Source organism: Rahnella ecdela, from assembly GCF_019049625.1.
Classification (GTDB): Bacteria; Pseudomonadota; Gammaproteobacteria; order Enterobacterales; family Enterobacteriaceae; genus Rahnella; species Rahnella ecdela.
Genome location: NZ_JAFMOY010000112.1, coordinates 1 through 26,052, shown reverse-complemented (window position 1 = coordinate 26,052; position 26,052 = coordinate 1). Strand labels below are relative to the sequence as shown.

Sequence of the window (26,052 nt, the reverse complement as noted above, 5' to 3'; positions counted from 1 at the left end):
CGCCGGGCTCACAGTGGCCCCACAGACAGATGTTCATTCCGTTTTAAAATGAAAAGAGGAAGTGCCATGCGTTTACGTTTAGCTTCAACATTGTTGCTGGCCGCCAGTGCGGCGTTCGGTTCTCAGGCAGCCCTTGCTGCACCTGTGAAAAATATTGTACTGGTGCACGGTGCCTTTGTGGGCGGCTCAGGATGGCGTCCGGTGTACGACATTCTGACGCACGACGGCTATAAAGTGACGCTGGTGCAGGAACCCCTGACGTCGTTTACCGATGACGTTGCGGCCACCAAACGTATTCTGGACAGGCAAAACGGTCCGGCGATTCTGGTCGGACACAGCTATGGCGGTGCCATTATTACCGAAGCGGGGAACGATCCGCACGTGGCGGGGCTGGTGTATATCGCGGCACATGCGCTGGATAACGGGGAAACCGAAGCGATTAACGGCAAGAAATTCCCGAACTCCGCACATCCGTTTGTGAAAACGCCGGACGGTTTCCTCTACATTAATCCGGCCAACTTCCCGGCAGATTTCGCCGCAGACCTGCCCCTTAAACAGGCGCAATTTGAAGCGCAGGCACAAATGCTGACCTCCGCCAGCGTGTTCACCGCTAACATCCCTGATCCGGCGTGGAAAGTGAAACCGAGCTGGTACATGGTGGCGAAGTCCGACAAAATCATTAACCCGGATTTAGAACGCATGTACGCCAAACGCGCGCATAGCCACACCGTCGAAATCGCAGGCGCCAGCCATTCGGTATACGAATCACATCCTAAAGAAGTGGCTGCATTGATTGAGCAGGCGGCGACGGGGGCGGTGAAGTAAAGGGCAGAAAACGCAAACCCGCTATGCCCTGCGCGTAAACGCAATCATCAGGGAAAGTGCGTAGACGATGCTGCCGAGAAAAGCGGCGGGGGCGAGGTTGTCGAACAGATGCCCCGGCTGGGCATCTGAGTACAGCACCAGTGCGACGACGGAAATTCCCATCATCGCGCCGGGAATATGGATCCAGCGGGTTAAGCGCTGTTTTTGCGCTTTGTAGGCGGCGAATTCCTGATTCGTGCGATCAAGCGCCTGACTCAGGCGTTCACAATCTTCTTCGTTATCGCGAAAACGCTCTGTCAGACGCCTGTTTTCTTCCTGAATTTCAGCGAGTTGCTTTTTCAGTTTCGTCCTTTCAGTTTTCGCATTTTGGCCTTCAAATTCTTCCTGTTTCAGGCTGGCACGCAGCTGCGTGATTTTACGGTTCGCCTCGGACGTCAGTTCTTTCTGCTGCCCGAGCAGCGCGTAATTACCGTCGGCACGGCGATTGGCCGCGTGGCGTTTATCTTCTTCCCCGGTCACCTGCTCCTGAAGCCTGTCGCGGGCAGCGGCCATCGCCGCCATCTGGCTGCCCATATAAGCGACAAGATTTCTGGACTCTTCCAGCTCCGCGGAGACTGAATTCCCGGCGGTTTGCTGACGTGCGCGCATCAGCGTCAGTTCGTCGGCGTGCTGTTTTTTCTGTATTTCTGACTGACGCAGCAGTTCGCTTATCCGCGTGTTCAGGCGGTACAACTCCCCTTCCAGCCGCTGAACGTCTTCTTTATTTCCGCTGCCGGTTTGGTTACGTGCCACAGCCAGTTCATGGGTCAGACTGCGCACCTGTTTTTCCAGTGACGCGAGCTTTTCGAGTGTCACGGCAGTGTCTTTATAAACGGTTTTTACTTTGCCTTTATCTGCCTCAGCGCGGCTGAAACTAACGCCTCTGAGCGCGCTTTCCACTTCGCGGGAGATTGACATTTTATCCATAGCCTTCATCCGGTTGCATGCGCTGGCCAGAAAAGTGGCCGCTTCATTGCTGTTTCCGGTTCCAAAGGCTTGTTTGATAAGGCTCTGTATCACGCTCATGGTTGTCGCGCTCACTTGCAGTAAAAGTCAGGGCACGCCCGTTGTGCGCCTGTTTACTTATTGTATCAGATAGGATTTATTTTATTTACTGGAGTTATTTTAAACGAAGTGAGTACAGCAGGATCCGTGGATTTTAGGACTTATATCGCGATCACCCGCAGATTTTGCACACCTTTAGCGCCGAGCATCAGTGCACTTTCGCTGTCGGCCATCGCGGCGGGACCGGTTACCATCACCGTATAGCGGGCATTGAACGGTTGTGGCTGGCGATGAGCGAGATGCAGATGTTCGATGATGTGCTTCACGTCGAGCAGCACCACCAGATGTTTCGCCAACGCACTGAGGGAATTCACGCAAAGCTGTGGATCGCTGAGAAACACCGCGCCGGTTTCGGCCACACCAAAGCAGGCGCGAACCACGCCGACATCCACGTCTTTGAGCGATGCGGCCTGCGTGCGGGCGTTGAAATCCACCTCTGCAATGATCTCCGGCGTGGCAGAGCAAAACTGTGAATCTGCCGGATACAACCCGCGCAGATAGGCGTTCAGCGTGGTATAGCCATTTTGTGATGTGCGCAAAAACGTGTCGTCCCAGACGCCGCCCATCAGGGTCAGCGCGCGACCAAAATCTTCCGGTAAATCAGGGCTTTCAGGCTGTGGCGGAAACAGCGTCTGAATAATTTTATGCTGACGAATGCCAGTGAGGAACTCATTGCGGCTCATGGGTTTTCCTTATGATATGAACGTCAGCAAAGCCGGAGTCAGGTTGCCCTGCTCCGGCCATAGGCTGTTAATTAATGAAACTGCAAATACGCGACGTGGGTTTGCAGATATTCCTGCAAGCCGTGTTTACCGTCCGCGCCGCCGACACCCGATTTACGCCAGCCCGCATGGAAGCCCTGCATCGCTTCAAAGTTTTCGCGGTTGATGTAAGTCTCACCAAATTTCAGCTGTTTCAGCGCTTTCATCGCGGTATTGATATTGCTGGTATAAATCGACGAGGTCAGTCCGTATTCACTGTCGTTGGCCATCGCTATCGCCTCATCCAGCGTTTTGAATGTCGCCACCGGCAGTACCGGACCAAACACTTCTTCGTGCATGATCGGCATGTCCTGTTTTACATCCACCAGCACCGTTGGCTGATAGAAGAAACCTTTGTCGCCGTGACGTTTTCCGCCCAGCAGGACTTTCGCGCCCTGTGACACGGCTTTCGCCACTTTCTCTTCGACGCGCTGCAACGCCGCACCGCTGATCAGCGGCCCCATATCCAGCTCTTTTTGCTCGGCGGTATTGCCAAACGTAACTTTTTTCATCGCTTCGCTGATGCGCGAAATGAATTCGTCGTACACGCCTTCCTGCACATAGACACGTTCTGCACAGTTACACACCTGCCCGGTATTGATGACGCGCGAACTGACAATCGCTTTCACCGCCAGATCCAGATCCGCATCATTCATCACGATGGCCGGTGCTTTCCCGCCCAGTTCCAGCGAAACTTTGGTGACGTTCTGCGCCGCCGCGGTCATGGTGGCGATACCCGCCGCCACGCTGCCGGTCAGGCTGACCATCCCGACTTTCGGGTTCGCTGCCAGTTCCTGTCCGACGGTCGGACCGTAGCCGGTGACAATATTCAGTACCCCTTTTGGCAGACCGACTTTGTGAATGATTTCCGCGAAAATCACCGCATTGTTCGGCGTGATTTCGCTTGGTTTGATGACGATGGTATTACCGGTGATCAGCGCCGGTGCGGCTTTACGGGCGATGAGGAAGAACGGGAAGTTCCACGGCAGAATACCGGTGGTCACACCGATGGCTTTGCGGAACACAAAGATGTTTTCGTTGGGACGGTCGCTCTGAATGATTTCGCCTTCGTAACGCCGCGCCCATTCGGCCATGTAATCGAGATAATCTGCCGTGAACAGCACTTCGGTTTGCGCCAGGCCGTAGGTTTTACCGCCTTCAGCAATAATGGTTTCTGTCAGTTCGGCTTCGCGCTCGCGGATACCGGCCGCGATTTTATGCAACCATACGCCGCGTTCCACCGCAGGTAATGCCTCCCAGCCTGGTTGCGCGGCTTCAGCTGCATCAATGGCCCTTCTGGCATCTTCTGCCGAGCCTTCAGGGATCTGCGAAATCACCTGTTCTGTCGCCGGATTCACAACGTCAATCCACTTCCCGCCGGTGTTTTCAACGAATTCGCCGTTGATGTACATACGTTTCTGAACTGTGCTCATGTAAAGAGTCTCCCAAGTACGGATAGAGGTGATGAACGAGTTGTTAATAAAAAAGTTCTTTTTTGTGAAGTTTTAACAGCCTGTTCTATCCGTCTGGTTTTTACCTTTCCGTGATTGCCATTTAATTTTCAGAAATGGCAAAAATGTCATGGTCGGACTGCCCGACATAACATTTCTGCAAAACAGGGATCACTGTCTGATACTGCGCGGGGCATAACCAAATTCGCGTTTAAACAAGGTGGAGAAGTAATTGCTGTCGCAGAAACCACAGTTATGGGCGATTTCGGTAATCGGGCTGTCACTGAACCGCAGCATATTGCGCGCATTAAGCAGACGCAGGCGGTTGAGATAGTTGAGCGGCGTGCAGCCGGTTTGCTGTTTCATCTGGCGGTGCAGGGTGCGCAGCGACATCGAGAACTGCGCGGCCAGTTCCGGCCAGTCAATTTCCTCGTCGTAGTGCTCATTCATCCAGTCAAGCAGATTATTCAGGTCACCGCCCTGCCCGCGATAGCCCACGTCTCGGCTGCCTTTGCGCAGCAACAATAAGAGCTGCATAAAATACAGTTCCTGCTGTGCCTGATTTTCCGGTGACGGGCTGAATGGCTTGCGCGCCAGCTGATCAATCAGGGTTTTGGCCTGAGTTATCTGATTCGGGCTGATGCGCCAGTGCGCCGGATAAATTCCGTCCACTTCCTGCGGCAACAAATCACTGACGCCATTCAGGAAACGAAACGCATTCGGGCTGCGGTACAGCACGTTGGTCAGATGCAGATTTTCGGTATCTTCATAAAGATGATGGTCGCTGTGGCGGACGAAACAGACGCTGCCGGCGCTGAGGATCAACGGCTGGTCGTTGAATACGTGCGTGCCGGTGCCCTGCTCAACCAACACAATTTCATCGAAATCCTGATGATGATGCTCAGGAAACGTCTCCTGCGGATAACGGGGTTCAATGGCGACCGGGAAATCTCCTGAGGGGAAATACTCACTACTGCGTAACACGGTCATTTCCGACTCCTTATTAACATTATCGTAATATCTTAGTCGTCACGGGAGCGGCCATATGGCTGAAACTGTGATCCGCCAGCCGCTTTTGAACAAAACATTTCCTTCCTTACGAAATCCTGCGAAATCCGGCGTGTGGCGTCGCTTTATGCCCTATTACAGTGTGGGTTTCTGATACCGGTAATGTGTGTTTTTCTGACCGTTTGGCATGACCGAAACAAGATTGTTATCAATTTGTGAGGTTGTTCGCTTAAACCTTTGCGTCTTTGCCATAGTTAGCGCTGAACTGGCACTCGCGGAAAGGTCAGTCTGTCAGCAACCTCCTAGAGTCGTGATCATGCGCCTGGCGCGTCGGCAACTTTTCGTCGTTAAACTTTTTGCATATTTATGCGAATAGCATGCGGAGTACAAACAATGAAATTAAAACACGTACTGAGCCTTACCCTGATCGCGAGCAGCATCCTCCTGGCAGGCGCGGCATCGGCAGAAGTGAAAATTGCGCTGGTGGCGAAATCCCTGGGTAACGGTTTTTTTGAAGCAGCCAACGTCGGCGCACAGCAGGCAGCGAAAGAGCTGGGCGATGTGAAAGTCATTTATACCGGCCCGACAACGACCACCGCTGAAGCGCAGATTGAAGTGCTGAACGGGCTGATTGCGCAAGGCGTCGATGCCATTGCCGTTTCCGCCAATGACCCCGATGCGCTGGTGCCGGTGCTGAAAAAAGCCATGCAGCGCGGCATTAAAGTGGTGTCGTGGGATTCGGGCGTTGCCAAAGAGGGTCGTCAGATCCACCTCAATCCTTCCAACAACGCGCTGATCGGCGAAACCAACGTCAAACTGGCTGCGGATGCGCTGAAAGCCCTGAACGTAGAGAAAGGCGATGTGGCAATTCTGAGCGCCACGCCAACATCGACCAACCAAAATCTGTGGATTGCTGAGATGAAAAAGGTGCTGCCGAAATATCCTTCGGTGAATCTGGTGACTGTCGCTTATGGCGACGACCTGTCAGATAAAAGCTACCGTGAAACCATTGGTCTGCTGAAATCCTATCCGGATCTGAAAGTGATTATTTCTCCGTCTTCCGTGGGTATCGTGGCGGCAGCGCAGGCGGTGAAAGATCAGGGCAAAATCGGCAAGGTTTACGTAACCGGTCTGGGTCTGCCGTCTGAAATGGCCGGCGCGGTGAAATCCGGCGCGACTAAAAGCTTCGCCATCTGGAACCCGATTGATCTGGGCTACGCTGCAACGTATCTGGCAGACGATTTAGTCAAAGGCACCGCCACCAAAACCGAAGCCAGCATGGGTCGTTTAGGCAAGGTGAAACTGGATGCTGACGGCAGCGGCGCGATGGCAGAACCGTTTGTCTACGACGCCAGCAACATCGACAAATTCTCCAAAATCTTCTGATCCTGAATGCGGCTCATCGTGATGCGGTGAGCCGTTTTGTTGTGCTTAGCCAGACAGGGGAACTGAAATGACAGACTCAACGACGCCACTTCTATCATTAAAAGGCATCAGCAAAGTCTTTCCGGGTGTCAGGGCGTTAAATAACGTTCACGTGGATTTGTATCCGGGAAAAGTAACCGCCCTGATTGGCGAAAACGGCGCGGGAAAATCGACGCTGGTGAAAGTCATGACCGGCATTTATCAGCCGGAAGAAGGCGAGCTGCGTTATAAAGCCATTCCGATCAAACTGCCGAATCCTGAGTCCGCGCACAAAGTCGGGATCACCGCCATTCATCAGGAAACCGTGCTGTTCGACGAGCTTTCTGTCACCGAGAACATTTTCGTCGGCCACTATGTTTACCGCGGGCTGTTTAAACGCCTGAACTGGCCGGTGATGCATCAGCAGGCGCGCGATATTCTGACGCGTCTTGAAGTGAACATTGATCCGCACGCTACCCTGAAAGACCTGAGTATTGCGCAGCGCCATATGGTGGCGATTGCCCGTGCGCTGTCGTTTGATGCGCAGGTAGTGATTCTCGACGAACCGACCGCCGCCCTTTCGCAGCATGAAATCGTCGAGTTTTATCAGATTGTTGAGCGCCTTAAACGCGAGGGCAAAGCCATCCTGTTTATTTCGCACAAGTTCGACGAGATTTTCTCTATCTCCGATTACTACACGGTGCTGCGCGATGGCAGTTATGTCGGTTCCGGCAAAATCAGCGACATCAGCGAACAGCAAATGGTGACCATGATGGTCGGCCGAGAGGTCAGTCAGGCATACCCGAAAGTGAACTGCGAGCCGGGCGAAACGGTACTTGAAGTGCAAAATCTCAGCCATCCTACCGAATTTGCGGGCATCAATTTCTCACTGCGCAAAGGTGAAATCCTTGGTTTCTACGGGCTGGTCGGCGCGGGCAGAACCGAGCTTATGCAGGCGCTGTTTGGCGTCACGCAGCCAGGTGGCGGAAAAATTCTGATCAACGGCAAAGAGCAGCATTTCTCGCGCCCTTCTCAGGCCATCCGCGCCGGGATTGTGTATGTGCCGGAGGAGCGGCAGAAACAAGGCGCGATTATTGATTTGCCGATAAGCCAGAATATCAGCCTGCCGCAACTCAGCCAGCTGAATCCGCGTGGCGTGCTCAATGACAAAAAAGAGTGGGCGCTGGCCGACGATTACGCCCGCCGGTTGCAGGTGAAAGCCTCCAGCTGGAAACAAGCGGTCGGCACACTTTCAGGCGGGAATCAGCAAAAAGTGGTCATCGCCAAATGGCTGGCGACCAGACCGGACATCATCATTCTCGATGAACCCACCAAAGGTATTGATATCGGCTCAAAAGCGGCGGTGCATCAGTTTATGTCTGAACTGGTCGGACGCGGGCTGGCGGTGATTATGGTGTCTTCTGAATTACCGGAAGTGATGGGTATGAGCGATCGCATCATCGTGATGCATGAAGGGCTGATGGTGGCGGAGTTTAAGGCCGGTGAAGCCAGCGCAGAAATGATTGTCAGTGCCGCCAGCGGCGCGGGCGAGGAGGCAGCATGATCAAAAAACTGCTGAAATACCGCGAGCTGTTGCTGGCGGTAGTAATAGTGCTGATGGTACTTGGCGTCGGCGCACGTTCGCCGGAGTTTGTCGGTGCCGGAAACCTGCTGGAAATGTTTAACGATACCTCGATTCTGATCATTCTGGCACTCGGGCAAATGATGGTGCTGCTGACCAAAGGCATCGATTTATCGATGGCGGCGAATCTGGCGCTGACCGGCATGATTGTCGCGCTGATCAACTTCCATCATCCCGATATTCCGGTGTGGTCCCTGGTTGTGCTGGCGACAGTTCTCGGACTGGTGATGGGCGCGATCAATGGCCTTCTGGTGTGGAAAGTCGGCATTCCGCCAATTGTGGTCACGCTTGGCACCATGAGTATTTACCGTGGCATTATTTTCCTGCTTTCCAACGGTGGCTGGATCAACGCTCATCAGATGAGCCCGCAATTTCTCAGCCTGCCACGCGCCACCTTCATCGGCCTGCCTCTGCTCGGCTGGTGCGCGATTGCCGCACTGATTCTGGTGGCCTATTTCCTGCGTTACAGCCGCACCGGTCGCGCTTTATACACCGCAGGCGGCAACGCCACAGCCGCCTATTACACAGGCATCAATGCGGGCAAAATGCAGTTCGTCAGTTTCTGCCTTTCCGGTGCGCTGGCCGGATTCTGTGGCTATCTGTGGATTTCCCGTTTTGCTGTCGCATATGTGGACGTGGCTAACGGCTTTGAATTGCAGATTGTCGCGGCCTGTGTCATCGGCGGGATCAGCACCATGGGGGGCATCGGTTCTGTTGTCGGCTGCCTGCTCGGCGCGCTGTTCCTCGGCGTCATCAACAATGCCCTGCCGGTAATCGAAGTGTCGCCGTTCTGGCAGATGGCGATTTCCGGCGGCGTGATTGTCATTGCGGTGATCCTCAACGAACGCGCCAACAAACGTAAAGGACGGCTGATCCTGCGCCATTCCCCTGCCGTTCATTCTGTGCGACCTGAAACAGGAGCAAGATCATGAGTAAGACCTTAACTTCGCGCAACACGCCGCATTCCGCCGCCGGAGAAAAATCCACTATGGCCATCACGCCGTTTTTCCGCCGCCTGATGTGCTGGGAAGGATTTTTGCTGCTGGTAACGCTGCTGGTGTTTGTGGTGAATGCGTTCGCTTCGCCGTATTTCCTCAATATCTGGAATCTGTCGGACGCGACGTTTAACTTCACCGAGAAAGCCATTATTGTGCTGCCGATGGCGATGCTGATTATCGCCCGCGAAATCGATTTGTCGGTCGCCTCCACAATGGCTCTGAGTTCCACTGTGATGGGATTCTGCGCGCAGGCCGGTTTGCCGACACCGGCGCTGGTCGGCGTCGGGCTAAGTGTCGGGTTGCTGTGCGGTCTGATTAACGGGCTGCTGGTCACGCGGCTGAATCTGTCGTCTATCGTCATCACCATCGGCACCATGAGTCTGTTCCGCGGCATGACTTATGTGCTGCTCGGTGACCAGTCGCTGAATAAATATCCCGCCAGTTTTGCGTGGTTTGGTCAGGGTTATGTCTGGGGACCGCTGTCGTTTGAATTCGCACTGTTTCTGGTACTCGGCGCGGTGTTTTATTTCCTGTTGCACAAAACCAACTTTGGCCGACGCACTTATGCCATCGGCAACAATCCGGTCGCGGCGTGGTATTCCGGTATTAACGTGAAACGCCACAACCTGACGTTGTTCGTGCTGGTCGGTGTAATGTCCGGACTGGCGGCAGTGCTGCTGACGTCGCGCCTGGGCAGTACACGTCCGACACTGGCACTTGGCTGGGAACTGAGCGTGATCACCATGGCGGTGCTCGGCGGCGTCAGCGTGCTCGGCGGGTCCGGCAGCATGACCGGTGTGATCATCGCCGCGTTCCTGATGGGTTTGCTGACATTCGGCCTCAGCCTGCTGAATGTGCCGGGAATTGTAATGTCAGTGATTGTCGGCGCGATGCTGATCGTGGTGATTTCTCTGCCGGTGTTGTATCGCAAAGTTATGGCGCGGAGAACATAATTACATATTCCCCGCCTGCGGGCGGGGAGTTGAATTTTCTACCGACATTTCTTCCGACACAGCACGTACTGATATTTATTTCTTCATGCCAATACTTGCCTACCCCCTGCCGACTCCCGTAGTTTAAAACGCAATATCTGATTTCTGAATGTATTGAAACAACGGGGAAGCATATGCGGATTTTAGTTGTAGGTGCCGGTGCGACCGGCGGGTATTTTGGCGCGCGTCTGGCGCAGGCCGGGCAGGATGTGACGTTTCTTTTACGTGAGAAGCGCGCGCTCGCCGTGCAGCAGGACGGGCTGACCGTGCACAGTCCGCACGGGGATTTCCATTTTCAGCCCAATGTCTTACAAGCATCTCAGCTGACCGGCCCTTATGACCTGATTTTACTGACCGTTAAAAGCTTCGGGCTGGAAGCGGCGATGAAAGATATCGCCCCGGTGGTCAGTGAAAACACGATGGTGATGCCGGTTCTGAACGGGATGAAACACATGGAGGCGCTGAGTCTGCGTTTCGGTGAACACGCCCTGATTGGTGGATTGTGTAAAATCAACGCGACGCTGGATGCCGATGGTCATATCCATCAGATGACGCCGTTGCACCAGATTATTTATGGCGAACTCTCCGGCGAAAAAACCGAACGGATTCTGAAAGTCGATCAGGCGTTTCAGAGTGCCGGTGTCGAAGCCTCCCTCTCTGAAACGATTATGACTGATCTGTGGGAGAAATGGCTGTTGCTGTCGAGTCTGGGTGCCATCACCTGCACCATGCGCGGAAACATCGGTCAGGTGGCGTCTGCGCCAGGAGGCACAGAGTTCGCCCAGGCTATTGTCACCGAGGCGCTGACCACCATGAAAGCCTTTGGCTACGCGGAACGCGCGGCGGCGGTGGCAAAAGTCAGGGAAGCGGTGACTGACAAAAATTCGCCGCAAACTTCTTCAATGTATCGCGATATGATGCAGGGTTATCCGATAGAAGCGGAACAGATTGTGGGTGATTTAGTCGAGCGGGCAACGCGGGTCGGCATCAGCATTCCACACCTTCAGGCCGCTTATACGCATTTATACGTGTATCAGAAGAACCGCGAATCCGCCTGATAATCTCCCTAACAATCATCGCAATAGCCCGTTTACGGGCTATTTACGCGACGGCCACATTCTGATAAGCGTGTTATCGCGCCGGCGATAGTGATGCCAGAGTGCCGCCAGAGCATGTAATCCGATAAGATAATACCCGGCGTTCGCGAGCCATCCATGCAGCGTTCTTAACTGTTTCTGTAAAGGTAAATCCGGAAAGACGCTTTTCGGCATAAGGATGTTAAACATCATCCAGTCATGGCCGCCATAATATTGTGACAAAATGCCCAGAACCGGCAGGCCCAGAAACATCAGATATATAAGACCCTGTGTGGCCGCTGAAAAATAAAGCTGCCAGCGCACTAACGTCGGTTTAACCGGTGGCGTGGCGTACATTCCGCGAACAAAAAGGCGTACACACATCAGGAATAATACGCAAAACCCCAGACTATAATGGGTAAGTGCTAATAATTCGCGCGCTGGCGTACCTTTTGCAAACTCTCCTTTTATATCCATAGTGGCATAGGCCAGCACCACTAAAACAAACACCAACCAGTGGAGTACAATTTGCGCTGAAGAATATCGGTTACGCATAGCAGTTCCGGTAAACGAAGAGACGTTAACCTTACTTGCAGAGACTTAAGCTTACATTAAGAGGAATTACGTACCGGAGAGAAATGATCGTATGCAGGAGTATTACGGTGTTAAAAAGGGAATTGCAGAAAGAAAATGAGAATGCCGAAAATGTGTTATCTGCCTCGCGGTTGGCAAGGCAGAAAACACGGAACACATCGGCAGCCTGATTAACGCGCGATCAGGAAACTCTCTAAGGTTGCGCCACCATCAAGTGCAGCTTTAATGGCAGAAGGCGTACGGCCCTGACCGGTCCAGGTCTTTTTAGAACCGTCGGTGTCGGTATACTCATAAATTGCCGGGCGTGGTTTACGCTTAGCTTTACCGGATTCTTTCGTCGTCTGGTGGCCCAGCAGGTCATCAATAGCGATGCCGTCGTTTGCCAGCATTTCACGGTATTTCAGTAATTTTTCGTCACGTTCCTGCTGCTGCGCACTGCGCGCTTTCACATTTTCGCGTGATTCTTCAACAATAGCCGTCAGTTTCTCAAGAATTTCTTCCAGAGTGCTCAGCGGCATTTCACGAGCCTGTGCCCGAAGTGTACGGATATTATTCAAAACGTTTAATGCGTTGTCCATGATGTGCTCACTTTAGAGGGGTATCATTAAATTAGTGACACTGATTCTACACAAAGAAATAATGATATCAATTGCGCCAACGTAATATTATTGACGGTAACGCAACGGCAGCAATCGACACTCTTTCGCATTAATTGTTAATACCCCATTTCATAACAACTTGTTGCCGCTGCATAATTAAAACTTTCACGAATAAATCACTTCAAAGCCTTAAAAATTACCCGAAAAATATTATTAACCGCAATTTACGCACGTAGTTAATAGTATCAGCGCGTGAATAAAGTGTGTTGCTATTATGTACAAAGTTGTCAAAATCCGGTCATTACGAGCGAACTTTTCCACTTTTTTGAATAATCATTTCTTAAAAACCGGTTAGAAAAAGCATCTTCTGCACCATTTTTAAGGAGCGATTAGACAAGCCAGCCTGTAAAATGAGATCTAAATCGCAAAACAAGACCCCTTAACGTTATGTTCAAAACCATTTTTGTCGTTTGTGCTGGCTGTATTGCACTGAAACTGGCGCTCGACTGGCAGATTATTTTGCAGGTGGCTGAAGGCTGATTGTCAGTTCCCTGGCCATCTTCGCAAACTCAGATAAATTTCTGGTCAGGTTCCCACGCCGCCACACCAGCCAGGTTGTCAGATAACGATAGTTATCGGCCAGCGGCCAGATGCTCACCGTACTGCTGCCGGGCATACTTTCCAGCATACTGCGTGGCATCAGTGCCAGCCCGCCGCCCGCGATGACACATGCCAGCATGCCGTGGTACGACTCCATCTCATAAATTTTTCCCGCCGCTGCGCCATCATCGGCAAACCAGCTTTCAAAATGACGCCGGTAAGAACAGTTTGAGCGAAACGCATACACAATCTCTCCGTTCACGTCCTGACCCCGCTTAACCGGCGCATGATGCAACGGTGCGACAATCACCATCTCCTCAGGAAATACCGGCACACCATCGAGCACAGGATGCAAAACCGGCCCGTCGACAAACGCCGCTTCCAGTTCCCCGTCAATCAATTTATCCAGTAATTCCCCTGAAGGTCCGGTGCTAAGCGCCAGTTCAACTTTGGTGAATTGCTGATGATAACGTGCCAGCAACGCCGGAATACGCACGGCGGCAGTACTTTCCAGCGCGCCCAGCGCGAAAATCCCTTGCGGTTCGGTTCCGGTCACAGACAGCCGTGCCTCCTCTACTAAATCCAGGATTCGGTTGTTGTAATCGAGAAAATTACGTCCGGCAGGCGAAAGACATAGCCGCTGATTCTCCCGGATGAATAACTCGACGCCCAGTTCTGCCTCAAGCTGTTTAATGCGCGTAGTCAGGTTTGACGGAACACGGTGCACCCGCTGCGCTGCGGCGCTGATACTGCCGGTTTCAGCTACGGCGCGAAACATCTCGAGTTGTGACAGATTCATAGGCATTCTCAAAAAGTGAACGGTTTACTTATTTTTATTCATTTTTATTAAAACCTGCAACCCTCTATTCTGAACGCACTGGTTTAACGAGGAATAAATAATGACGACGACAGATTCACAAACACATGCCATTTCGCAAAATCCGTTTACCGGCGAGCGTATCGGTGAATATCCTTTTGACACCACGCTGGCGCTGGAAGCGGCGGTTTCGCAGGGCAGCGCAGCATTTAAGCAGTGGCGTAAAACTGACGTCGCACAGCGTGCCATGCTGCTGGCCAATCTGGCCGCCGAGCTGCGCTCCGCCAGCGAAGACATCGCCCGCATGATCACCCTTGAAATGGGCAAACCGGTGAAACAGGCACGCGCTGAAGTAGAAAAGTCAGCGGCTTTATGCGAATGGTACGCCAAAAACGGTCCGGCAATGCTGGCCCCTGAACCGACCATGGTCGATAACGGCGAAGCGCACATTCACTACCGTCCGTCCGGGATGATCCTGGCGATTATGCCGTGGAACTTCCCGGTGTGGCAGATTTTACGCGGTGCCGTACCGGCGCTGCTGGCGGGCAATACTTTCCTGTTAAAACCGGCACCGAATGTGATGGGCACTACGTATCTGGTAAAACAAGCTTCGCTGAAAGCAGGGTTTCCGGCAGGTGCGTTTGGTGTGATTAATGTCGGCACACCGGCAGTGGCAGAGCTGATTGCCGACCCGCGTGTGGTGGGCGTTACTGTGACGGGCAGCGTTCGGGCCGGTGCGGCGATTGCAGAACTGGCTGGCAAATCACTGAAAAAATGTGTGCTGGAACTGGGCGGTTCAGACCCGTTCATCGTACTCAATGACGCAAATCTGGATGAAGCCGTTAAAGCGGCGGTTGCCGGTCGTTATCAAAATACCGGGCAGGTATGTGCCGCAGCGAAGCGGTTCATCGTTGAGGACGGTGTGCTGGATGCCTTTACCGCAAAATTTGTTGCCGCGACTCAGGCGCTGGTGACGGGCGATCCGCTGGATGACACCACTTATATCGGCCCGATGGCGCGTTATGATTTGCGTGATGAGCTGGACAAACAAGTTCAGGACACACTCGCAGAAGGTGCAACCTTACTGCTCGGCGGCGAGAAAATTGCCGGGAACGGTAACTTCTATGCGCCGACAATTTTGAGCAATGTGACACCCGAAATGACCGCATTCCGTCAGGAACTGTTCGGTCCGGTGGCGGCAATTACCGTCGCACGCGATGCAGACCATGCCGTTGAACTGGCAAATGATAGCGATTTTGGCCTGAGCGCGACCCTCTTTACAGCAGACCTTATGCGGGCAGAGCAGATGACTAATGAGCTGGAAACTGGCGGTGTGTTTATCAACGGTTACAGCGCATCCGATCCGCGCGTTGCATTCGGCGGCGTAAAGAAAAGCGGCTATGGCCGTGAGCTTTCCCACTTCGGCTTACGCGAATTCTGTAACGTGCAAACTGTCTGGAGCAACCGGAAATAGGTTCTGACGTATTGAGAGCAACCATAATCACGGGATTTCATAATCCTGTGATTATGACTTTGTTCGCGAAGTATCCGGTCTACCAGGGCACACTAAGCAATGATACCCATGATTTTCGCCCACTCCCTGACCTGTTCGTCAGTCACAAAACGCAGGACTTCAGGCTCTTTATTTATCACATCCTCCAGAACAAAAACCAGACAAGGGTAGTTTTCCGGCATCTGGCGAATGATTTCACCTTCAAGTTCTCCGGCTTCGAAAGCAGGAGGAATGTCGCCATGACAATTAAAATAATCTTCCGTCATCCAGGTTCTAAATGCTTCTTCATCTTTAAGTAATTTCATACCATTTCCCTCAGAAACGCTGAACCAAAGGAAGAGGAAGAGCGAATGCGGCTTGAAAAGTGACTGCACAGATAACGCTGTCAGTCCCGAAACTTCGAAATAAGTCACCAGGTAATGATATTAATCTGTCCGTTAATATCATTAATAAAGTTAAGAAAAGATTTATCAGAAAGCCCGGCCTTTTTGCGAACCGCATAATAACGATGCTATCAGACCGCGGCAACGTCCGTTTTTGGACAGAGCTAGTAAACCTCAGTCACAGAGAACCCTATTAAATAGACTTATAATCAAATAGATAGATAATCATTACATTTCAAAATCAAGTATTTCAATTTTTAAAATGTTGACGAAATACATGGCCACAAAAAGACTCGCTGTTTTCGATTCTGACAGCTTCGCGATATCGTCATCGGGCCAAAATATTCATCATTTCGTTTCTTACCGGAAGACTATGCGCTGTAATAAAGTCGCAATATGGGTACGACGTGTTTAATTCGCCTTTTGGGAATTCATTTCAAAAACACCTAACCTGTAACGAAGTGAAAATATCTTCATTTAAAATCGTGTTAATTGTGGCGAAAGTGTTCTTAACAAGAAATTAGCAATTAAAGCTAAGGATAGTTACATCAAAAGGTGTTTATTAACGTTGTGCCGGTTAATTGACGGCAATGTAATACCCGATTCAGACATTGAACTCTTGAGGAATAACTCCATGAAAGGCTTAGTAAATGATGTTTTATCCATATTTTATCCGAAGTCTGTTAAGCCTGTTTTGATCCGCAGCGGATTATCACATCGTGAAATAGCCTCCCTGCAAGCTGTTGGTGTAACGACGGTTTCCTGGGCTACCTCCATGGAAGAACTCAACAATGCGATTGTCAAAAAAGCGTTAGATGCAGGTGCCGTCGGCTACCACATTACTAATGTGGAATCGCACAAACCGGGTAAAGAGGAACAACATGTCATGGCTGCCACCGCGACGTTTTATCATATCAACCACAAAGTGGCTTATGATTGATGTTTCTGGAAAGTAATGCTGGAATACATAAAGCCGCACACCTGAAAGGACTGCGGCTTTTTTATTCAATCCGATGGTCATAACCCCACACAATACTTAAATCTCTTAAAACTGTCCAACTACCGCTTTTCATCAATGACTTCGGTCTGCTTTTCCGTTTTAGTAAACCAGTAGTCTGCGGAAAAAATCACCCTCCCCCATAGTCCTCCCTTCGTCTACCGCCAGCTATCTGCAAAGCTTCTCTCATCGGAATACCACCTCCCGACACTCATCGCATCAGCAAAGGATACCTTCGTAGCAATGATTTTCTCTGACGAGCTTTGAGAACTTTTGAAGGTTCTTCAAATTTTTAAATCACTTAAAGAATCCAGCACGGTCAAAGAGTCTTATGTTGGCCTTGTAGTATTCGAGCCGCAAGTGCGTCAAAAAAATCAAAAAACAGGCTAAGCATATGGTTTTTAAGCATCGATTTGCGGTACTGTTTACACGCTGCAGCAAAACTGCAGCCGGAATTGGCGTTCCGAATATCACGAGTGTCGGTAGCAATAATGCTTTGCTGCTATTTGTATTCTCATGATTATGCGGAACGCTGACCTCTATGTTCAATTTCCAACCTCCTCGCGTCAGCCTCCTCTGGAGGTATCTATGAAATTCTCACTTGAACACCCCTCTACCAGAGAACTGGTCGATCGCTCTCGTGTTTTGGTAAATGTGATGCTTGAAAATCCGGATGACAATAACCCGAATTATGTGTTGCTACTGATCCTGGCTGAGCAATTGCAACAACTGAATGATGACCTTGAAGAAGAGGAAGTTAAACAACTAAGAACTGAGAAATTACCTCAGTAATTTGCCTCTCACTACAGCATCAGGGAATGGTGCTGTAGTTTTTATGCACCGTCACGCTTAAACATGGCATCTATCGAAAACGTTCACGCCGTTCGACCTTAGATTTTTCATTTATTTGAGGAGTATTGAAACCGTAGTTTTAATTGACACAGTTTATAGGATGCCTAAGGGCCGCCGCCGTTTAGAGGAATATGGCCATATAGTTTCTACCTTGGTTATTACCACAATTCAACACAGGGTCTATCCCCCACATTAGTTTCAAACTGAAAGACTGAGCAATAATAGGTAATTAATGCCGCTGTTAAAATCTAATAATAATGATGTTTAAAAACGCCTTCCTTAAACGACGCGTTTTGAAAATGTATCTCTAATGAAAATAGTAACCGGCAGTTACATGAAAACTAAAAATAAGAATGACAAGATTCACTCATTTGTACACATAACATTGTCTCAAACTAGTCCTGCTCGAAATGTGAATTATATCCTGACATAAACAATATAATTAAAACTTCACTGAGCAAGGATGCTAAGTTGCACACGAGGTCACGCTTGATGAGATGAAATGACCTGTTTCGCGACAGTGCGTCTAGGAAAAACTCCTTAACTTAAAAGACTTGTGATTAAATTAACATAAATAGCATTAGCTCTAGCGTGTGAAACGAATAGCTATCTGTGGATAGTGTTGAAAAAACATCGTCGGAGTGTAAATTGAGTTGTACATTTCAATGAGGCATATGACTATGCAATCTATAAATTTTACCACTGCCCGTAATGAACTGGCTTCAGTTCTTGATAGCGTTTCTAGCGGTGAGCCCGTAATTATCACACGCCGTTCGGGAAAGCCCGTTGTTGTTATTGATGCTGAGCAGTATGAAAAAATGCTGAGAATACAAGCTGAATCGGATTTCGATTGGTTGTTTAGTGAACATGGTAAGACGCTTGAGGCTCTTAAAAACCGATGATTCATTTTCTTTCCAGCAAAGATATCATTGGCATTCATGACCGAATGATTTCTGCTTACGGAGGCCTTTGCGGCTTTGCTGACCCAGGTCGGATAGAAAGTATGGCAACACGAATTCTGAACCGACACATGTATGAAGACGAGGATGATATATACGTTCTAGCTGCTCCATATCTTCTTGCTATAGCGCGGGGGCATTGTTTCAATGATGCAAATAAGAGAACCGCATTTGCCTCATCTGCTTTATTCCTGCGCCGTAATGGCATTCTTGTTCGGTTTTCTCCAAGTCATGAAGAGTTGACTATCTCAGCCGCACAGGGGAACCTGGATGTGTGGAATATCGCTGAAGTCCTAAAACAGTCTACCTGAAAAAATAGTATTCTCGTTTCACCCAGCATCATTTAGCATAATTATGATTATGCGTACCTATATTGTAGTAGCTCAATTGAGATGTCCGCACCCCCAAAGGCGGACATTTAAAACCAGCCTAAACAAATGCCGATGCGCCATTTTTTTCATGTCACTCAAAGACATATGAAGTATCATAATTTACTTACTACGCCTCCTTGGTCGGTGGTATCTTTATTGGGGATTTAGATAAGTTCATACGGAAGGAGATCAGCAATGGCTGTACCTGTAGGCATAGGAAGTACTTTATTTTTAATCATTGGCCTTGGTGTTATTGCTATACTTGGCATAGTTATCGGTTGTATTTGGTTGCTGTTGAACAGTGAAAATAAAAAAGAGAATGGCATGAAGTAGTTCACTGTCAATATAGGTGTTAATTAAGAATTTTCTCGTAAAATGTAAATTTTATCGATGGGTGTGGAAAACTGGCATAATTTTGGGCTTTGTTGAATAAATCGGAGTTTCACAACTGATATTGCCAGGCCAGCAGGATGCGTTTATCAGGATCATTGAGGTAGGTATTGTTATCCTGAATATAGGTCATTACCTTTACTGAATTATGTTCTGTAATATTATAGCCCAGACCAACACCCCCGAAATAACCTTTATAATTGTCACCTGCGTCGTTTTCTGACCCATAAGAACCGCCCAAAAAGGACAGCAAGCGCAGATGCGTAGTGAGAGGTTTCAGGACGAAAACACCCAAATAGCCACTGCTACCTGAAATATTTGTCGATTCGAATCCGTTCTCAGGGGATGGCGTACCATCAAACCCCGGTTGCGAGCATGACTTATGCTTATCAACATTGCACTCCATGTGATCGCCATCATTATAGGAATATCCGGCCATCGGGAATATCTGGAATCCTGCGGGCTCGATACCAAAAGCGCTGAGAGGGATAAATGTTCCGATAGAATAGTTGGTTTGCGAAGAGTTATCCGGGTATTGGTTTTTACCGAAGTTAAAATTGAAGATCCCTACGGGGAACAGCCATGAACCCCCTATGCGCCATTCTGAGGCGTCGCTATTAATACGGACGTTAATTTTCTTGACCTGATCGAATGCCAGTGAACCTGAGAAAGCGACGTTACTGTCGTCCATGTCATAGTTATCAGACCATGTGATGCCAAATTTAGTGGTGACTTTAGTCGGGTCATCGGCCGATTTTTCGGCATTGGGATTAACTTCTGCCGCTTTTGCAGAGAGAACTGCGGGGAGCAGGCCGATGCATAATGCACAAAACAGATATGATTTCATATTTACAAGGCTTATCCCGAATGATGGGTTAACTTTATCCTCACAAAGAATAGCCAAGCTGCGCCCTATTGCAAAGTAACAACGCCACAGAACGAAAATTATGTGCAGTATGTCTGGGATAGAAAAACTATATTTTTTCGGCAGCGATCACGGTGGCGAACGCGAAACCCTGCTAGATGGTCTGATCGGAACGTGCAGGCTAAAGGGCAGAGATCCGGAAGCTACCTTCGCCATATCCTAAGTATATTATATTGCGGAATGGCCGCCCAATAAAGTGGCCGAACGTCTGCCCTGGCACGTGGATCTCGCCAATATATCAGGAGGGAAAAGCTTTTCCCCTCCTGATATATATAAAAGCACCAGTGGTTACTTATTAATTTAGAAATTGGAGGTTAAGCCCCGCGAAAATCTGCCAGCGGGGCTGACCATCTCCGCGATCAGCAATGCTGCCTTGTGGCTCAATGAAAAAGTTATAGACAGTTTTCTGGTCTTTAATTACCTGGCCAATGCCGAGCCCCAACGGAACGCTGTAATCATCATTGTGAAGGTTATAGGCCCATATAGGGGCAGATCGTAAATAGGTCCCACCACCTAATTGATAGAACATAAACGGCTGGAATGTTGCCAGGTTTACATCGGTACGATCGCCTTCGCCGCCGATGCTGTGCTGCCAGGATGCGAGATAACCATACTGGAACTTTGGATTACTGGCATCAAACAGAACGTTAACCAGACCCGCTGATGTTTTGCCCGTACCGAGCGCATCCTCTGATGCGGTAGGCAAAGTGACTTGTGGGCCAAAGCCGAAACTGACAGCAGGGTTACCGGTGTCAATAAGCCATGACGCAAAGATATTCAAATCGCCACTTCCAGTCTGGTGACCGGAGGTTGGTGGGGCGGGGTAAGTATTTATCGGAAGAGATGCACGTAATAACCAGTTGCTGTCACCTAAATAAAAGGGAGTGGCGTAGCGGAACCAGAACTGGTTAGCATCTTTATCCGTTCCACTTACATCACCAATGTAATAGTTTTGCATATTGAATGCGGTCATATTGGCAAGTGGGTTATTTGCCTGTGCTGTACTTCCCGCGCCGCCGTCAGTAGCCCAGCAGTTACACGCGAGCAACGCTATTGCGCTCAATCCAAGTAACTTTTTCATTATTTTAAATACCCTCTCATCAATATGGCGCTCAGTAAACGCTTACGAAAAACTAGCGTTGTTGCCAATTTAGCTCAATTACCCGTTTAAGTTTATTGCAGAAAAAAATGGGCAACCTACGCTGCCCATTGTAGATATCAGAAACGATTACTGAATCTGATTAGCCTTTTGCAACGGCAGCACCAGGTTCATGTCGTTCTTGATTTTTAGATCAAGCGTAGAAGCGATCTGCTTCAGAATCTCACGGTCGCCTTCAATTTTGGCTTTACCGTTATTGAGCAGATCATCCATTTTCTCTTTACCGGCGATCACTGCAACCAAATCGGTTTTCGCAATCTCGATAGTGGTGTCTGCCTTCTGAGCTGGCATATCAGCATCCAGTTTGATGTAGTTAAGTACACCGTTGTGCAGATCCAGTAAGAACTTAGTCCCATCTATATTCAGTGCTACGGTATGGTTGCCCAGTTTCTCTGCCTTGATTTGATCGGAAGCCATGCTGATATAGGAAACCAGCATTTCCGGCGGCAGAGCGGCAATCACTTCCGGAGACGCGGTGCTCAGTTTGTTCGGAACACTACCGCCCACACGCAGTTCGTGCGCACCAGACAGGTACAGGTTACGATACAGCGCATTTTCTTCCTGATAACCCAGCTGTTCCAGCGCATCCGCCATCAGGAAGTTAGCGTCTTTGTTGGCAGCATCGTAGGAAACGATGTTGTTCAGCAGGTCAGCCGTGAAGCGGTAGTCACCCTCTTTGTAACTCTGAACGGCCAGATCAACCACTTTCTGTTCCCCCCCCAGCGCTTTCACATAGCGTTCACCGCGAGCCCCATCAGGGTATTTGGCCAGTTCTGCTGCGTTACCGCTAAACCAGCCCAGATTTTTGATATAAGTCGATTTCAGGTTGTTACGGGTGTTGCCGTAGTAAGGGCGGTTATCCCACTTGTTGAACACTTTTTCCGGCAGTTTTGCGTTATCTGCAATGTCATCAGGGCGGTAGCCGTAGTTGGCATAACGAATAGTGGTGTTATAAATCGACTGGTAAGCATCACGCTGGTCTTTCATGTACTCAACAACGTTCTGGTTGCCCCAGACCGGCCAGGTGTGCGGACCAAACTGCACTTCCACATCATTACCCCAACGCGTAATCGCAGCATTGATGTAAGACGCCCATTCACTGGCATCACGCGTTTGCGCGCCACGCAGGGTGTATATGTTGTGCTGCAGATGGTTCACTTCTTCCGCCATGGAGAGTGCTTTCCACTGCGGGATGTACATCACCATCTCCGCCGGGGCTTCAGCACCTGGCGTCAGGTAGAAGACAAAGTCCACACCATCGATGTTTACTTTCTCACCGTCTTTGGTGATGCTCTTATTCGGCAGTGGCAGTGTAGACTTGCCGTTCGCCAGTACCGGGCCCAGTGCAGCAGTGATCCCGCCAGTAGGACCTGCTGTCAGCACGTTACCGTACTGATAACCAGCGCGACGGGCCATGATGTTACCGGCCATCACGTTTTCGCTAACGGCTTCCTGAACGAACCCTTCTGGTGCCAGGAATGGAATTTTCCCACTTTTGAAATCTTCAGGTGTCGCAAGGCCGGAGGCGTAAATACCGCCGAAACCACCAAAGTGGTCAGCATGGCTGTGAGAAATAATCACTCCTTTTAGCGGCTTTTTACCACGCTCTTTCTCATACAGTTCAATTGAGCGTTTGAAGCTGTCGGTGGAATATTCCACGTCATATAAAACGATACCGGTATTGGTTTCGATGATGGTCAGGTTGGAGATGTCCTGGCCACGCACCTGATAGATGTGATCGGAGACTTTATACAGGCCACCACGGTTTACCAGCTGGGCATGACGCCACAGGCTTGGGTTAACAGACGGCGGCGCATCTTTTTTTTGCATGAAGTTCAGACCGGTAATGTCGATAACACCGTCGATGTCGCCGTTATTGATCAGCGGAGCAATGAAGCCCTTGTCGGTGTTTTCGAAGTCGGTCTTGTTAGCAAAATCCAGCTCGTTATAGACAGCTTTGTTTTTTGTTGATGTTGAGTCGGTTGCTGGCTTACTGTCAGCCGTAAACTGATAATCTGCGGCCAGCACAGAGCCAGAGAGCAGCAATCCGGCACAAAGCAGTGCCAGGGGAGATTTTTTGAGCATAAGTATGTTACCCCTGATTATTCCAAAGTGACTCATTGATTTTTTGACCTTAAATCTATGAAATTGACTGCTTAACCATAGTAAAACAATAGACGCAATGACAGATATTTCTAAAAAAACCAATATTTAAAATTAAAATTCAAAAAAATCAGTATCACCTTAAACCATCAGAAATGCTAAGTGTTATCTCTAGTCAGGGAGCCCATACCCTGAATTACCTGGATTTTCGCGGGAAGCCACGTCCTTTTAGGTTGGGGAGGATGTTGTTAATCAAAAATGTAATTCGGACTAAGGTGGAGACTAGTTGATTGATAGAATAGAAACTGAAAATTGCTTTTTTACTAAAAAACTTAATTGAGATGTTTCTATTTAAAATGTCTCAATTAAGTTATAAATATGAGTGTTTGAGGGAGAAGGATTAGAGGGTTACTGAATTCGGATTTTTTCAACCTGAATGACATTTTTTCCTTTTTCTTTTATAACACGACCACTGATGCTCACGAGGTCTTTAGGTGTCACTTTCTGGCCATTCCACTTATCATCTTTCAGGGAGATAGTAATGACGCCGGTTTTGTCGGGGAAAGTATAATGTCCTTCGCCGGTCTTTTTAATGATATTACCTTCAAGTGTTACCCAATAATTTTTGTCATTATTAATGGCCATCTTCACCGTAGACTCTTTTGCATCTTCAGATCCTTTGATCCCACTATCCTGTTTATGAGGTGGTGGGGGTGTTTCCGAAGCCTCAAATCCACCTCCGGGGGCGGAAAATGCAGGTAACCCAGATAACATTAAGATGGACGCCAGAATTACTCTTTTCATTTTTCTCTCCTTGTTAAGTGCTTATCCATTTATAGCTACTTATTCAGAAGTGTCAAAGTCAGGCTAATATCCATATTAGTTGAGAAACTCAGGGCGCGGTTACAACCTGCTCATACAACATCAATACAAAAATGGTCTTATTCCGAATGAGTGAAAACGAATGTTGTGGAAAAATTCTACAGCCGTGGCCAGTTTTGCTTGACTACTACAGCATCAAATATTATTTGAACCTTAAGATAAATAAATGGAGGATTCTACTTCTCTTTTATTTATTCCGAATGTGAAAATTTTCCCCATCTAAGTCGATTTTACCAGCACTTCTATTTTTCCATTTTTAACGTCCTACAAAAAATCATTATAATCAGGATCCACGCAGTCGCTTTCCTGACCATTGCAGATAATTCCTAAACCAACATAAACTTACCTATATCCTTCGCCTGGCTATGATTAATCACCGTTTCCTTTCCTAGGCTTATTTTGCACAACCCATATTTCATCGATTTGAATGAGGAAACTTTATGTTTAAACATATTAAGCAGCTGCAATATACGGTTCGAGTTGCCGGGCCTAACCCTGGTCTTGCAAATCTGTTACATGAGCAATTTGGCGGGCCGCAGGGCGAGCTTGCCGCCGCGTGCCGCTATTTCACGCAGGGGCTTGGGGAAGACGATGCGGGCAGAAAGGATCTCTTACTCGATATTGCCACCGAGGAGCTTAGCCATTTGGAAATCATCGGCACTATTGTGGGCATGCTAAATAAAGGCGCCAAGGGCGAGCTGGCTGAAGGAACGGAAAAAGAGGCAGATCTTTATCGCTCACTCACCGGCGGTGGGGATGACAGCCATATTACGTCATTGCTTTACGGCGGTGGTCCGGCCCTAGTCAACTCAGCAGGCGTTCCCTGGAGTGCTGCTTATATTGACAGCATCGGTGAGCCAACCGCCGATCTGCGTCCAAACATTGCTGCCGAAGCTCGGGCAAAAATCGTTTATGAGCGTTTAATCAACGTGACCGATGATCCGGGTATTAAAGATGCTCTAAGCTTTCTGATGACCCGGGAGGTCGCCCACCAGCAGTCATTTGAAAAGGCGCTCTACGCTATTCAGGATAATTTCCCGCCAGGAAAACTCCCGCCAGTGCCTGAGTTTTCACAGGTTTATTACAACATGTCTGAGGGCGGGACGGTGCGTGGAAGCTGGAATTCGGAGAAAACGTTCGAGTACGTTGATAAACCTCAACCGGCAGTGGATGGCGGCGCCGGTGAAGCCTCAGTGATATTGGATGAAAAACAACAAGCCAGTCTGGATGCAATGAAATCCCGGACGCAATCCGATACCGAAGTGAATCCGGTCACTGGTGCAGAACTGGGCAATGCGGGTCCCATTGAAAATACGAAACCTGACGCCACTAAACCGAAAACCTAACTCCACAAACCGGAGCCGGCACTCACTGGCACTGGTTTGTTCACCTCGAGAGGACGGGCATCATCACAGAAGCTGCCTGCCGGGCTTATCTTTAAAGTTTAGGCTTGTCACAACGGTACTCGGGTCACTCAATGGGTAATATTTTTGCCCTGCTTGGCACAATGCCAATTAATTTGAGTGGGCCCCATGAAAAGCCAGACAGTAGAAGTCTCTTAACTTAAGAGATAGGCTTGGATATATGTCTAACACTAACGCTAATTTTGAGATGACTGGAATACTGTTAGGGCAAGAAGCCCGTCGG

At 49.4% G+C, this 26,052-nt stretch carries 25 protein-coding genes and 1 pseudogene; 14 read left to right on the top strand and 12 right to left on the bottom strand.

Annotation, left to right across the window (positions count from 1 at the left end; all coding sequences use genetic code 11):
• Nucleotides 1-66: 66 nt before the first annotated feature.
• A complete protein-coding gene (locus J1784_RS05035; protein WP_217148294.1) occupies nucleotides 67-825 on the top strand; it encodes an alpha/beta hydrolase in 759 nt (252 codons plus the stop codon).
• A gap of 21 nt (nucleotides 826-846) precedes the next feature.
• On the opposite strand, the gene J1784_RS05030 is transcribed toward J1784_RS05035, so the two are convergent.
• The 4 genes from J1784_RS05030 to rhaS (J1784_RS05015) form a co-directional block, all read right to left on the bottom strand.
• On the bottom strand, nucleotides 847-1,791 hold the full coding sequence (locus tag J1784_RS05030; RefSeq protein ID WP_238485396.1) for a coiled-coil domain-containing protein: 945 nt from the start codon (nucleotides 1,789-1,791) through the stop codon (nucleotides 847-849).
• Nucleotides 1,792-2,030: 239 nt separating this feature from the next.
• On the bottom strand, nucleotides 2,031-2,612 hold the full coding sequence (locus J1784_RS05025) for a LutC/YkgG family protein (RefSeq protein ID WP_217148292.1): 582 nt from the start codon (nucleotides 2,610-2,612) through the stop codon (nucleotides 2,031-2,033).
• Between the two features lie 71 nt (nucleotides 2,613-2,683).
• Nucleotides 2,684-4,123, bottom strand: a complete 1,440-nt coding sequence (gene aldA, locus J1784_RS05020) for an aldehyde dehydrogenase (RefSeq protein ID WP_217148291.1) — start codon at nucleotides 4,121-4,123, stop codon at nucleotides 2,684-2,686.
• A gap of 189 nt (nucleotides 4,124-4,312) precedes the next feature.
• Nucleotides 4,313-5,131: an HTH-type transcriptional activator RhaS gene (rhaS, locus tag J1784_RS05015; RefSeq protein ID WP_217148290.1), complete on the bottom strand. Its 819-nt coding sequence runs from the start codon at nucleotides 5,129-5,131 to the stop codon at nucleotides 4,313-4,315.
• Between the two features lie 411 nt (nucleotides 5,132-5,542).
• Between rhaS (J1784_RS05015) and rhaS (J1784_RS05010) the strand changes: the two genes are divergently transcribed.
• The 5 genes from rhaS (J1784_RS05010) (at nucleotide 5,543) to panE (ending at nucleotide 11,243) form a co-directional block, all read left to right on the top strand.
• Complete coding sequence (rhaS, locus tag J1784_RS05010) at nucleotides 5,543-6,535, top strand: rhamnose ABC transporter substrate-binding protein (RefSeq protein ID WP_104925188.1); 993 nt, start codon at nucleotides 5,543-5,545, stop codon at nucleotides 6,533-6,535.
• 67 nt (nucleotides 6,536-6,602) lie between these two features.
• On the top strand, nucleotides 6,603-8,117 hold the full coding sequence (locus J1784_RS05005) for a sugar ABC transporter ATP-binding protein (RefSeq protein WP_217148289.1): 1,515 nt from the start codon (nucleotides 6,603-6,605) through the stop codon (nucleotides 8,115-8,117).
• On the top strand, nucleotides 8,114-9,127 hold the full coding sequence (locus J1784_RS05000; protein ID WP_217148288.1) for an ABC transporter permease: 1,014 nt from the start codon (nucleotides 8,114-8,116) through the stop codon (nucleotides 9,125-9,127). Before J1784_RS05005 ends, J1784_RS05000 begins: the two co-directional genes overlap by 4 nt.
• Nucleotides 9,124-10,146, top strand: coding sequence for an ABC transporter permease (locus J1784_RS04995; protein WP_415838546.1), 1,023 nt, complete (start codon nucleotides 9,124-9,126; stop codon nucleotides 10,144-10,146). Before J1784_RS05000 ends, J1784_RS04995 begins: the two co-directional genes overlap by 4 nt.
• 173 nt (nucleotides 10,147-10,319) lie before the next feature.
• Entirely contained in the window at nucleotides 10,320-11,243 is a 924-nt protein-coding gene (panE, locus tag J1784_RS04990; protein ID WP_217148287.1) for a 2-dehydropantoate 2-reductase, read from the top strand.
• Between the two features lie 39 nt (nucleotides 11,244-11,282).
• On the opposite strand, the gene J1784_RS04985 is transcribed toward panE, so the two are convergent.
• From J1784_RS04985 to ptrR, 3 genes are all read right to left on the bottom strand, one after another.
• Nucleotides 11,283-11,816, bottom strand: coding sequence for a cytochrome b (locus tag J1784_RS04985; RefSeq protein ID WP_120509646.1), 534 nt, complete (start codon nucleotides 11,814-11,816; stop codon nucleotides 11,283-11,285).
• Nucleotides 11,817-12,025: 209 nt separating this feature from the next.
• Nucleotides 12,026-12,433 carry an H-NS family histone-like protein gene (locus tag J1784_RS04980; protein WP_112287421.1) on the bottom strand — a complete coding sequence of 136 codons (408 nt, stop codon included), beginning with the start codon at nucleotides 12,431-12,433 and terminating at the stop codon, nucleotides 12,026-12,028.
• A gap of 535 nt (nucleotides 12,434-12,968) precedes the next feature.
• Nucleotides 12,969-13,853: a putrescine utilization regulator PtrR gene (gene ptrR / locus J1784_RS04975; RefSeq protein WP_217148286.1), complete on the bottom strand. Its 885-nt coding sequence runs from the start codon at nucleotides 13,851-13,853 to the stop codon at nucleotides 12,969-12,971.
• A 100-nt stretch (nucleotides 13,854-13,953) separates the two neighbouring features.
• Here ptrR and J1784_RS04970 point away from each other — a divergent pair, with 100 nt between their 5' ends.
• Nucleotides 13,954-15,345 carry an aldehyde dehydrogenase family protein gene (locus tag J1784_RS04970; RefSeq protein WP_217148285.1) on the top strand — a complete coding sequence of 464 codons (1,392 nt, stop codon included), beginning with the start codon at nucleotides 13,954-13,956 and terminating at the stop codon, nucleotides 15,343-15,345.
• Nucleotides 15,346-15,437: 92 nt separating this feature from the next.
• Here the strand turns inward: J1784_RS04970 and J1784_RS04965 are convergent, their stop codons facing one another.
• Nucleotides 15,438-15,689, bottom strand: a complete 252-nt coding sequence (locus J1784_RS04965; protein WP_120509643.1) for a hypothetical protein — start codon at nucleotides 15,687-15,689, stop codon at nucleotides 15,438-15,440.
• A 712-nt stretch (nucleotides 15,690-16,401) separates the two neighbouring features.
• Here J1784_RS04965 and J1784_RS04960 point away from each other — a divergent pair.
• The 5 genes from J1784_RS04960 (at nucleotide 16,402) to J1784_RS04940 (ending at nucleotide 19,279) form a co-directional block, all read left to right on the top strand.
• Nucleotides 16,402-16,707, top strand: coding sequence for a YdgH/BhsA/McbA family protein (locus J1784_RS04960; RefSeq protein ID WP_112287418.1), 306 nt, complete (start codon nucleotides 16,402-16,404; stop codon nucleotides 16,705-16,707).
• A gap of 645 nt (nucleotides 16,708-17,352) precedes the next feature.
• Nucleotides 17,353-17,556 (top strand): hypothetical protein, encoded by a 204-nt coding sequence (locus J1784_RS04955; RefSeq protein WP_119824843.1) that lies wholly within the window; start codon nucleotides 17,353-17,355, stop codon nucleotides 17,554-17,556.
• A gap of 740 nt (nucleotides 17,557-18,296) precedes the next feature.
• Nucleotides 18,297-18,518: a type II toxin-antitoxin system Phd/YefM family antitoxin gene (locus J1784_RS04950; protein WP_217148284.1), complete on the top strand. Its 222-nt coding sequence runs from the start codon at nucleotides 18,297-18,299 to the stop codon at nucleotides 18,516-18,518.
• Nucleotides 18,515-18,886 (top strand): type II toxin-antitoxin system death-on-curing family toxin, encoded by a 372-nt coding sequence (locus J1784_RS04945; protein WP_195817898.1) that lies wholly within the window; start codon nucleotides 18,515-18,517, stop codon nucleotides 18,884-18,886. The genes J1784_RS04950 and J1784_RS04945 overlap by 4 nt, the downstream gene beginning before the upstream one ends.
• 255 nt (nucleotides 18,887-19,141) lie before the next feature.
• Nucleotides 19,142-19,279: a hypothetical protein gene (locus J1784_RS04940; RefSeq protein ID WP_217148283.1), complete on the top strand. Its 138-nt coding sequence runs from the start codon at nucleotides 19,142-19,144 to the stop codon at nucleotides 19,277-19,279.
• Between the two features lie 109 nt (nucleotides 19,280-19,388).
• On the opposite strand, the gene J1784_RS04935 is transcribed toward J1784_RS04940, so the two are convergent.
• On the bottom strand, nucleotides 19,389-20,183 hold the full coding sequence (locus J1784_RS04935; RefSeq protein WP_217148282.1) for a hypothetical protein: 795 nt from the start codon (nucleotides 20,181-20,183) through the stop codon (nucleotides 19,389-19,391).
• 77 nt (nucleotides 20,184-20,260) lie between these two features.
• Between J1784_RS04935 and J1784_RS26440 the strand changes: the two are divergent.
• A pseudogene (locus J1784_RS26440) lies at nucleotides 20,261-20,496 on the top strand (transposase domain-containing protein); the annotation flags it as partial.
• Between the two features lie 60 nt (nucleotides 20,497-20,556).
• Here J1784_RS26440 and J1784_RS04930 read toward each other — a convergent pair.
• From J1784_RS04930 to J1784_RS04920, 3 genes are all read right to left on the bottom strand, one after another.
• The gene (locus J1784_RS04930) at nucleotides 20,557-21,342 is read right to left on the bottom strand and encodes a hypothetical protein (RefSeq protein ID WP_217148281.1); all 786 of its coding nucleotides are present in this window, start codon (nucleotides 21,340-21,342) and stop codon (nucleotides 20,557-20,559) included.
• A 147-nt stretch (nucleotides 21,343-21,489) separates the two neighbouring features.
• Entirely contained in the window at nucleotides 21,490-23,505 is a 2,016-nt protein-coding gene (locus tag J1784_RS04925; protein ID WP_217148280.1) for an alkyl/aryl-sulfatase, read from the bottom strand.
• A gap of 426 nt (nucleotides 23,506-23,931) precedes the next feature.
• Entirely contained in the window at nucleotides 23,932-24,327 is a 396-nt protein-coding gene (locus J1784_RS04920; protein WP_217148279.1) for a YgiW/YdeI family stress tolerance OB fold protein, read from the bottom strand.
• 518 nt (nucleotides 24,328-24,845) lie between these two features.
• Between J1784_RS04920 and J1784_RS04915 the strand changes: the two genes are divergently transcribed.
• Entirely contained in the window at nucleotides 24,846-25,751 is a 906-nt protein-coding gene (locus J1784_RS04915) for a manganese catalase family protein (protein ID WP_217148278.1), read from the top strand.
• Nucleotides 25,752-26,052 lie beyond the last annotated feature (301 nt).

Coding starts and splice junctions, on each gene's coding strand:
- J1784_RS05035 (WP_217148294.1), top strand. CDS start 67: ATGCGTTTACGTTTAGCTTCAACATTGTTGCTGGCCGCCAGTGCGGCG.
- J1784_RS05030 (WP_238485396.1), bottom strand. CDS start 1,791: ATGGATAAAATGTCAATCTCCCGCGAAGTGGAAAGCGCGCTCAGAGGC.
- J1784_RS05025 (WP_217148292.1), bottom strand. CDS start 2,612: ATGAGCCGCAATGAGTTCCTCACTGGCATTCGTCAGCATAAAATTATT.
- aldA (WP_217148291.1), bottom strand. CDS start 4,123: ATGAGCACAGTTCAGAAACGTATGTACATCAACGGCGAATTCGTTGAA.
- rhaS (WP_217148290.1), bottom strand. CDS start 5,131: ATGACCGTGTTACGCAGTAGTGAGTATTTCCCCTCAGGAGATTTCCCG.
- rhaS (WP_104925188.1), top strand. CDS start 5,543: ATGAAATTAAAACACGTACTGAGCCTTACCCTGATCGCGAGCAGCATC.
- J1784_RS05005 (WP_217148289.1), top strand. CDS start 6,603: ATGACAGACTCAACGACGCCACTTCTATCATTAAAAGGCATCAGCAAA.
- J1784_RS05000 (WP_217148288.1), top strand. CDS start 8,114: ATGATCAAAAAACTGCTGAAATACCGCGAGCTGTTGCTGGCGGTAGTA.
- J1784_RS04995 (WP_415838546.1), top strand. CDS start 9,124: ATGAGTAAGACCTTAACTTCGCGCAACACGCCGCATTCCGCCGCCGGA.
- panE (WP_217148287.1), top strand. CDS start 10,320: ATGCGGATTTTAGTTGTAGGTGCCGGTGCGACCGGCGGGTATTTTGGC.
- J1784_RS04985 (WP_120509646.1), bottom strand. CDS start 11,816: ATGCGTAACCGATATTCTTCAGCGCAAATTGTACTCCACTGGTTGGTG.
- J1784_RS04980 (WP_112287421.1), bottom strand. CDS start 12,433: ATGGACAACGCATTAAACGTTTTGAATAATATCCGTACACTTCGGGCA.
- ptrR (WP_217148286.1), bottom strand. CDS start 13,853: ATGAATCTGTCACAACTCGAGATGTTTCGCGCCGTAGCTGAAACCGGC.
- J1784_RS04970 (WP_217148285.1), top strand. CDS start 13,954: ATGACGACGACAGATTCACAAACACATGCCATTTCGCAAAATCCGTTT.
- J1784_RS04965 (WP_120509643.1), bottom strand. CDS start 15,689: ATGAAATTACTTAAAGATGAAGAAGCATTTAGAACCTGGATGACGGAA.
- J1784_RS04960 (WP_112287418.1), top strand. CDS start 16,402: ATGAAAGGCTTAGTAAATGATGTTTTATCCATATTTTATCCGAAGTCT.
- J1784_RS04955 (WP_119824843.1), top strand. CDS start 17,353: ATGAAATTCTCACTTGAACACCCCTCTACCAGAGAACTGGTCGATCGC.
- J1784_RS04950 (WP_217148284.1), top strand. CDS start 18,297: ATGCAATCTATAAATTTTACCACTGCCCGTAATGAACTGGCTTCAGTT.
- J1784_RS04945 (WP_195817898.1), top strand. CDS start 18,515: ATGATTCATTTTCTTTCCAGCAAAGATATCATTGGCATTCATGACCGA.
- J1784_RS04940 (WP_217148283.1), top strand. CDS start 19,142: ATGGCTGTACCTGTAGGCATAGGAAGTACTTTATTTTTAATCATTGGC.
- J1784_RS04935 (WP_217148282.1), bottom strand. CDS start 20,183: ATGAAATCATATCTGTTTTGTGCATTATGCATCGGCCTGCTCCCCGCA.
- J1784_RS04930 (WP_217148281.1), bottom strand. CDS start 21,342: ATGAAAAAGTTACTTGGATTGAGCGCAATAGCGTTGCTCGCGTGTAAC.
- J1784_RS04925 (WP_217148280.1), bottom strand. CDS start 23,505: ATGCTCAAAAAATCTCCCCTGGCACTGCTTTGTGCCGGATTGCTGCTC.
- J1784_RS04920 (WP_217148279.1), bottom strand. CDS start 24,327: ATGAAAAGAGTAATTCTGGCGTCCATCTTAATGTTATCTGGGTTACCT.
- J1784_RS04915 (WP_217148278.1), top strand. CDS start 24,846: ATGTTTAAACATATTAAGCAGCTGCAATATACGGTTCGAGTTGCCGGG.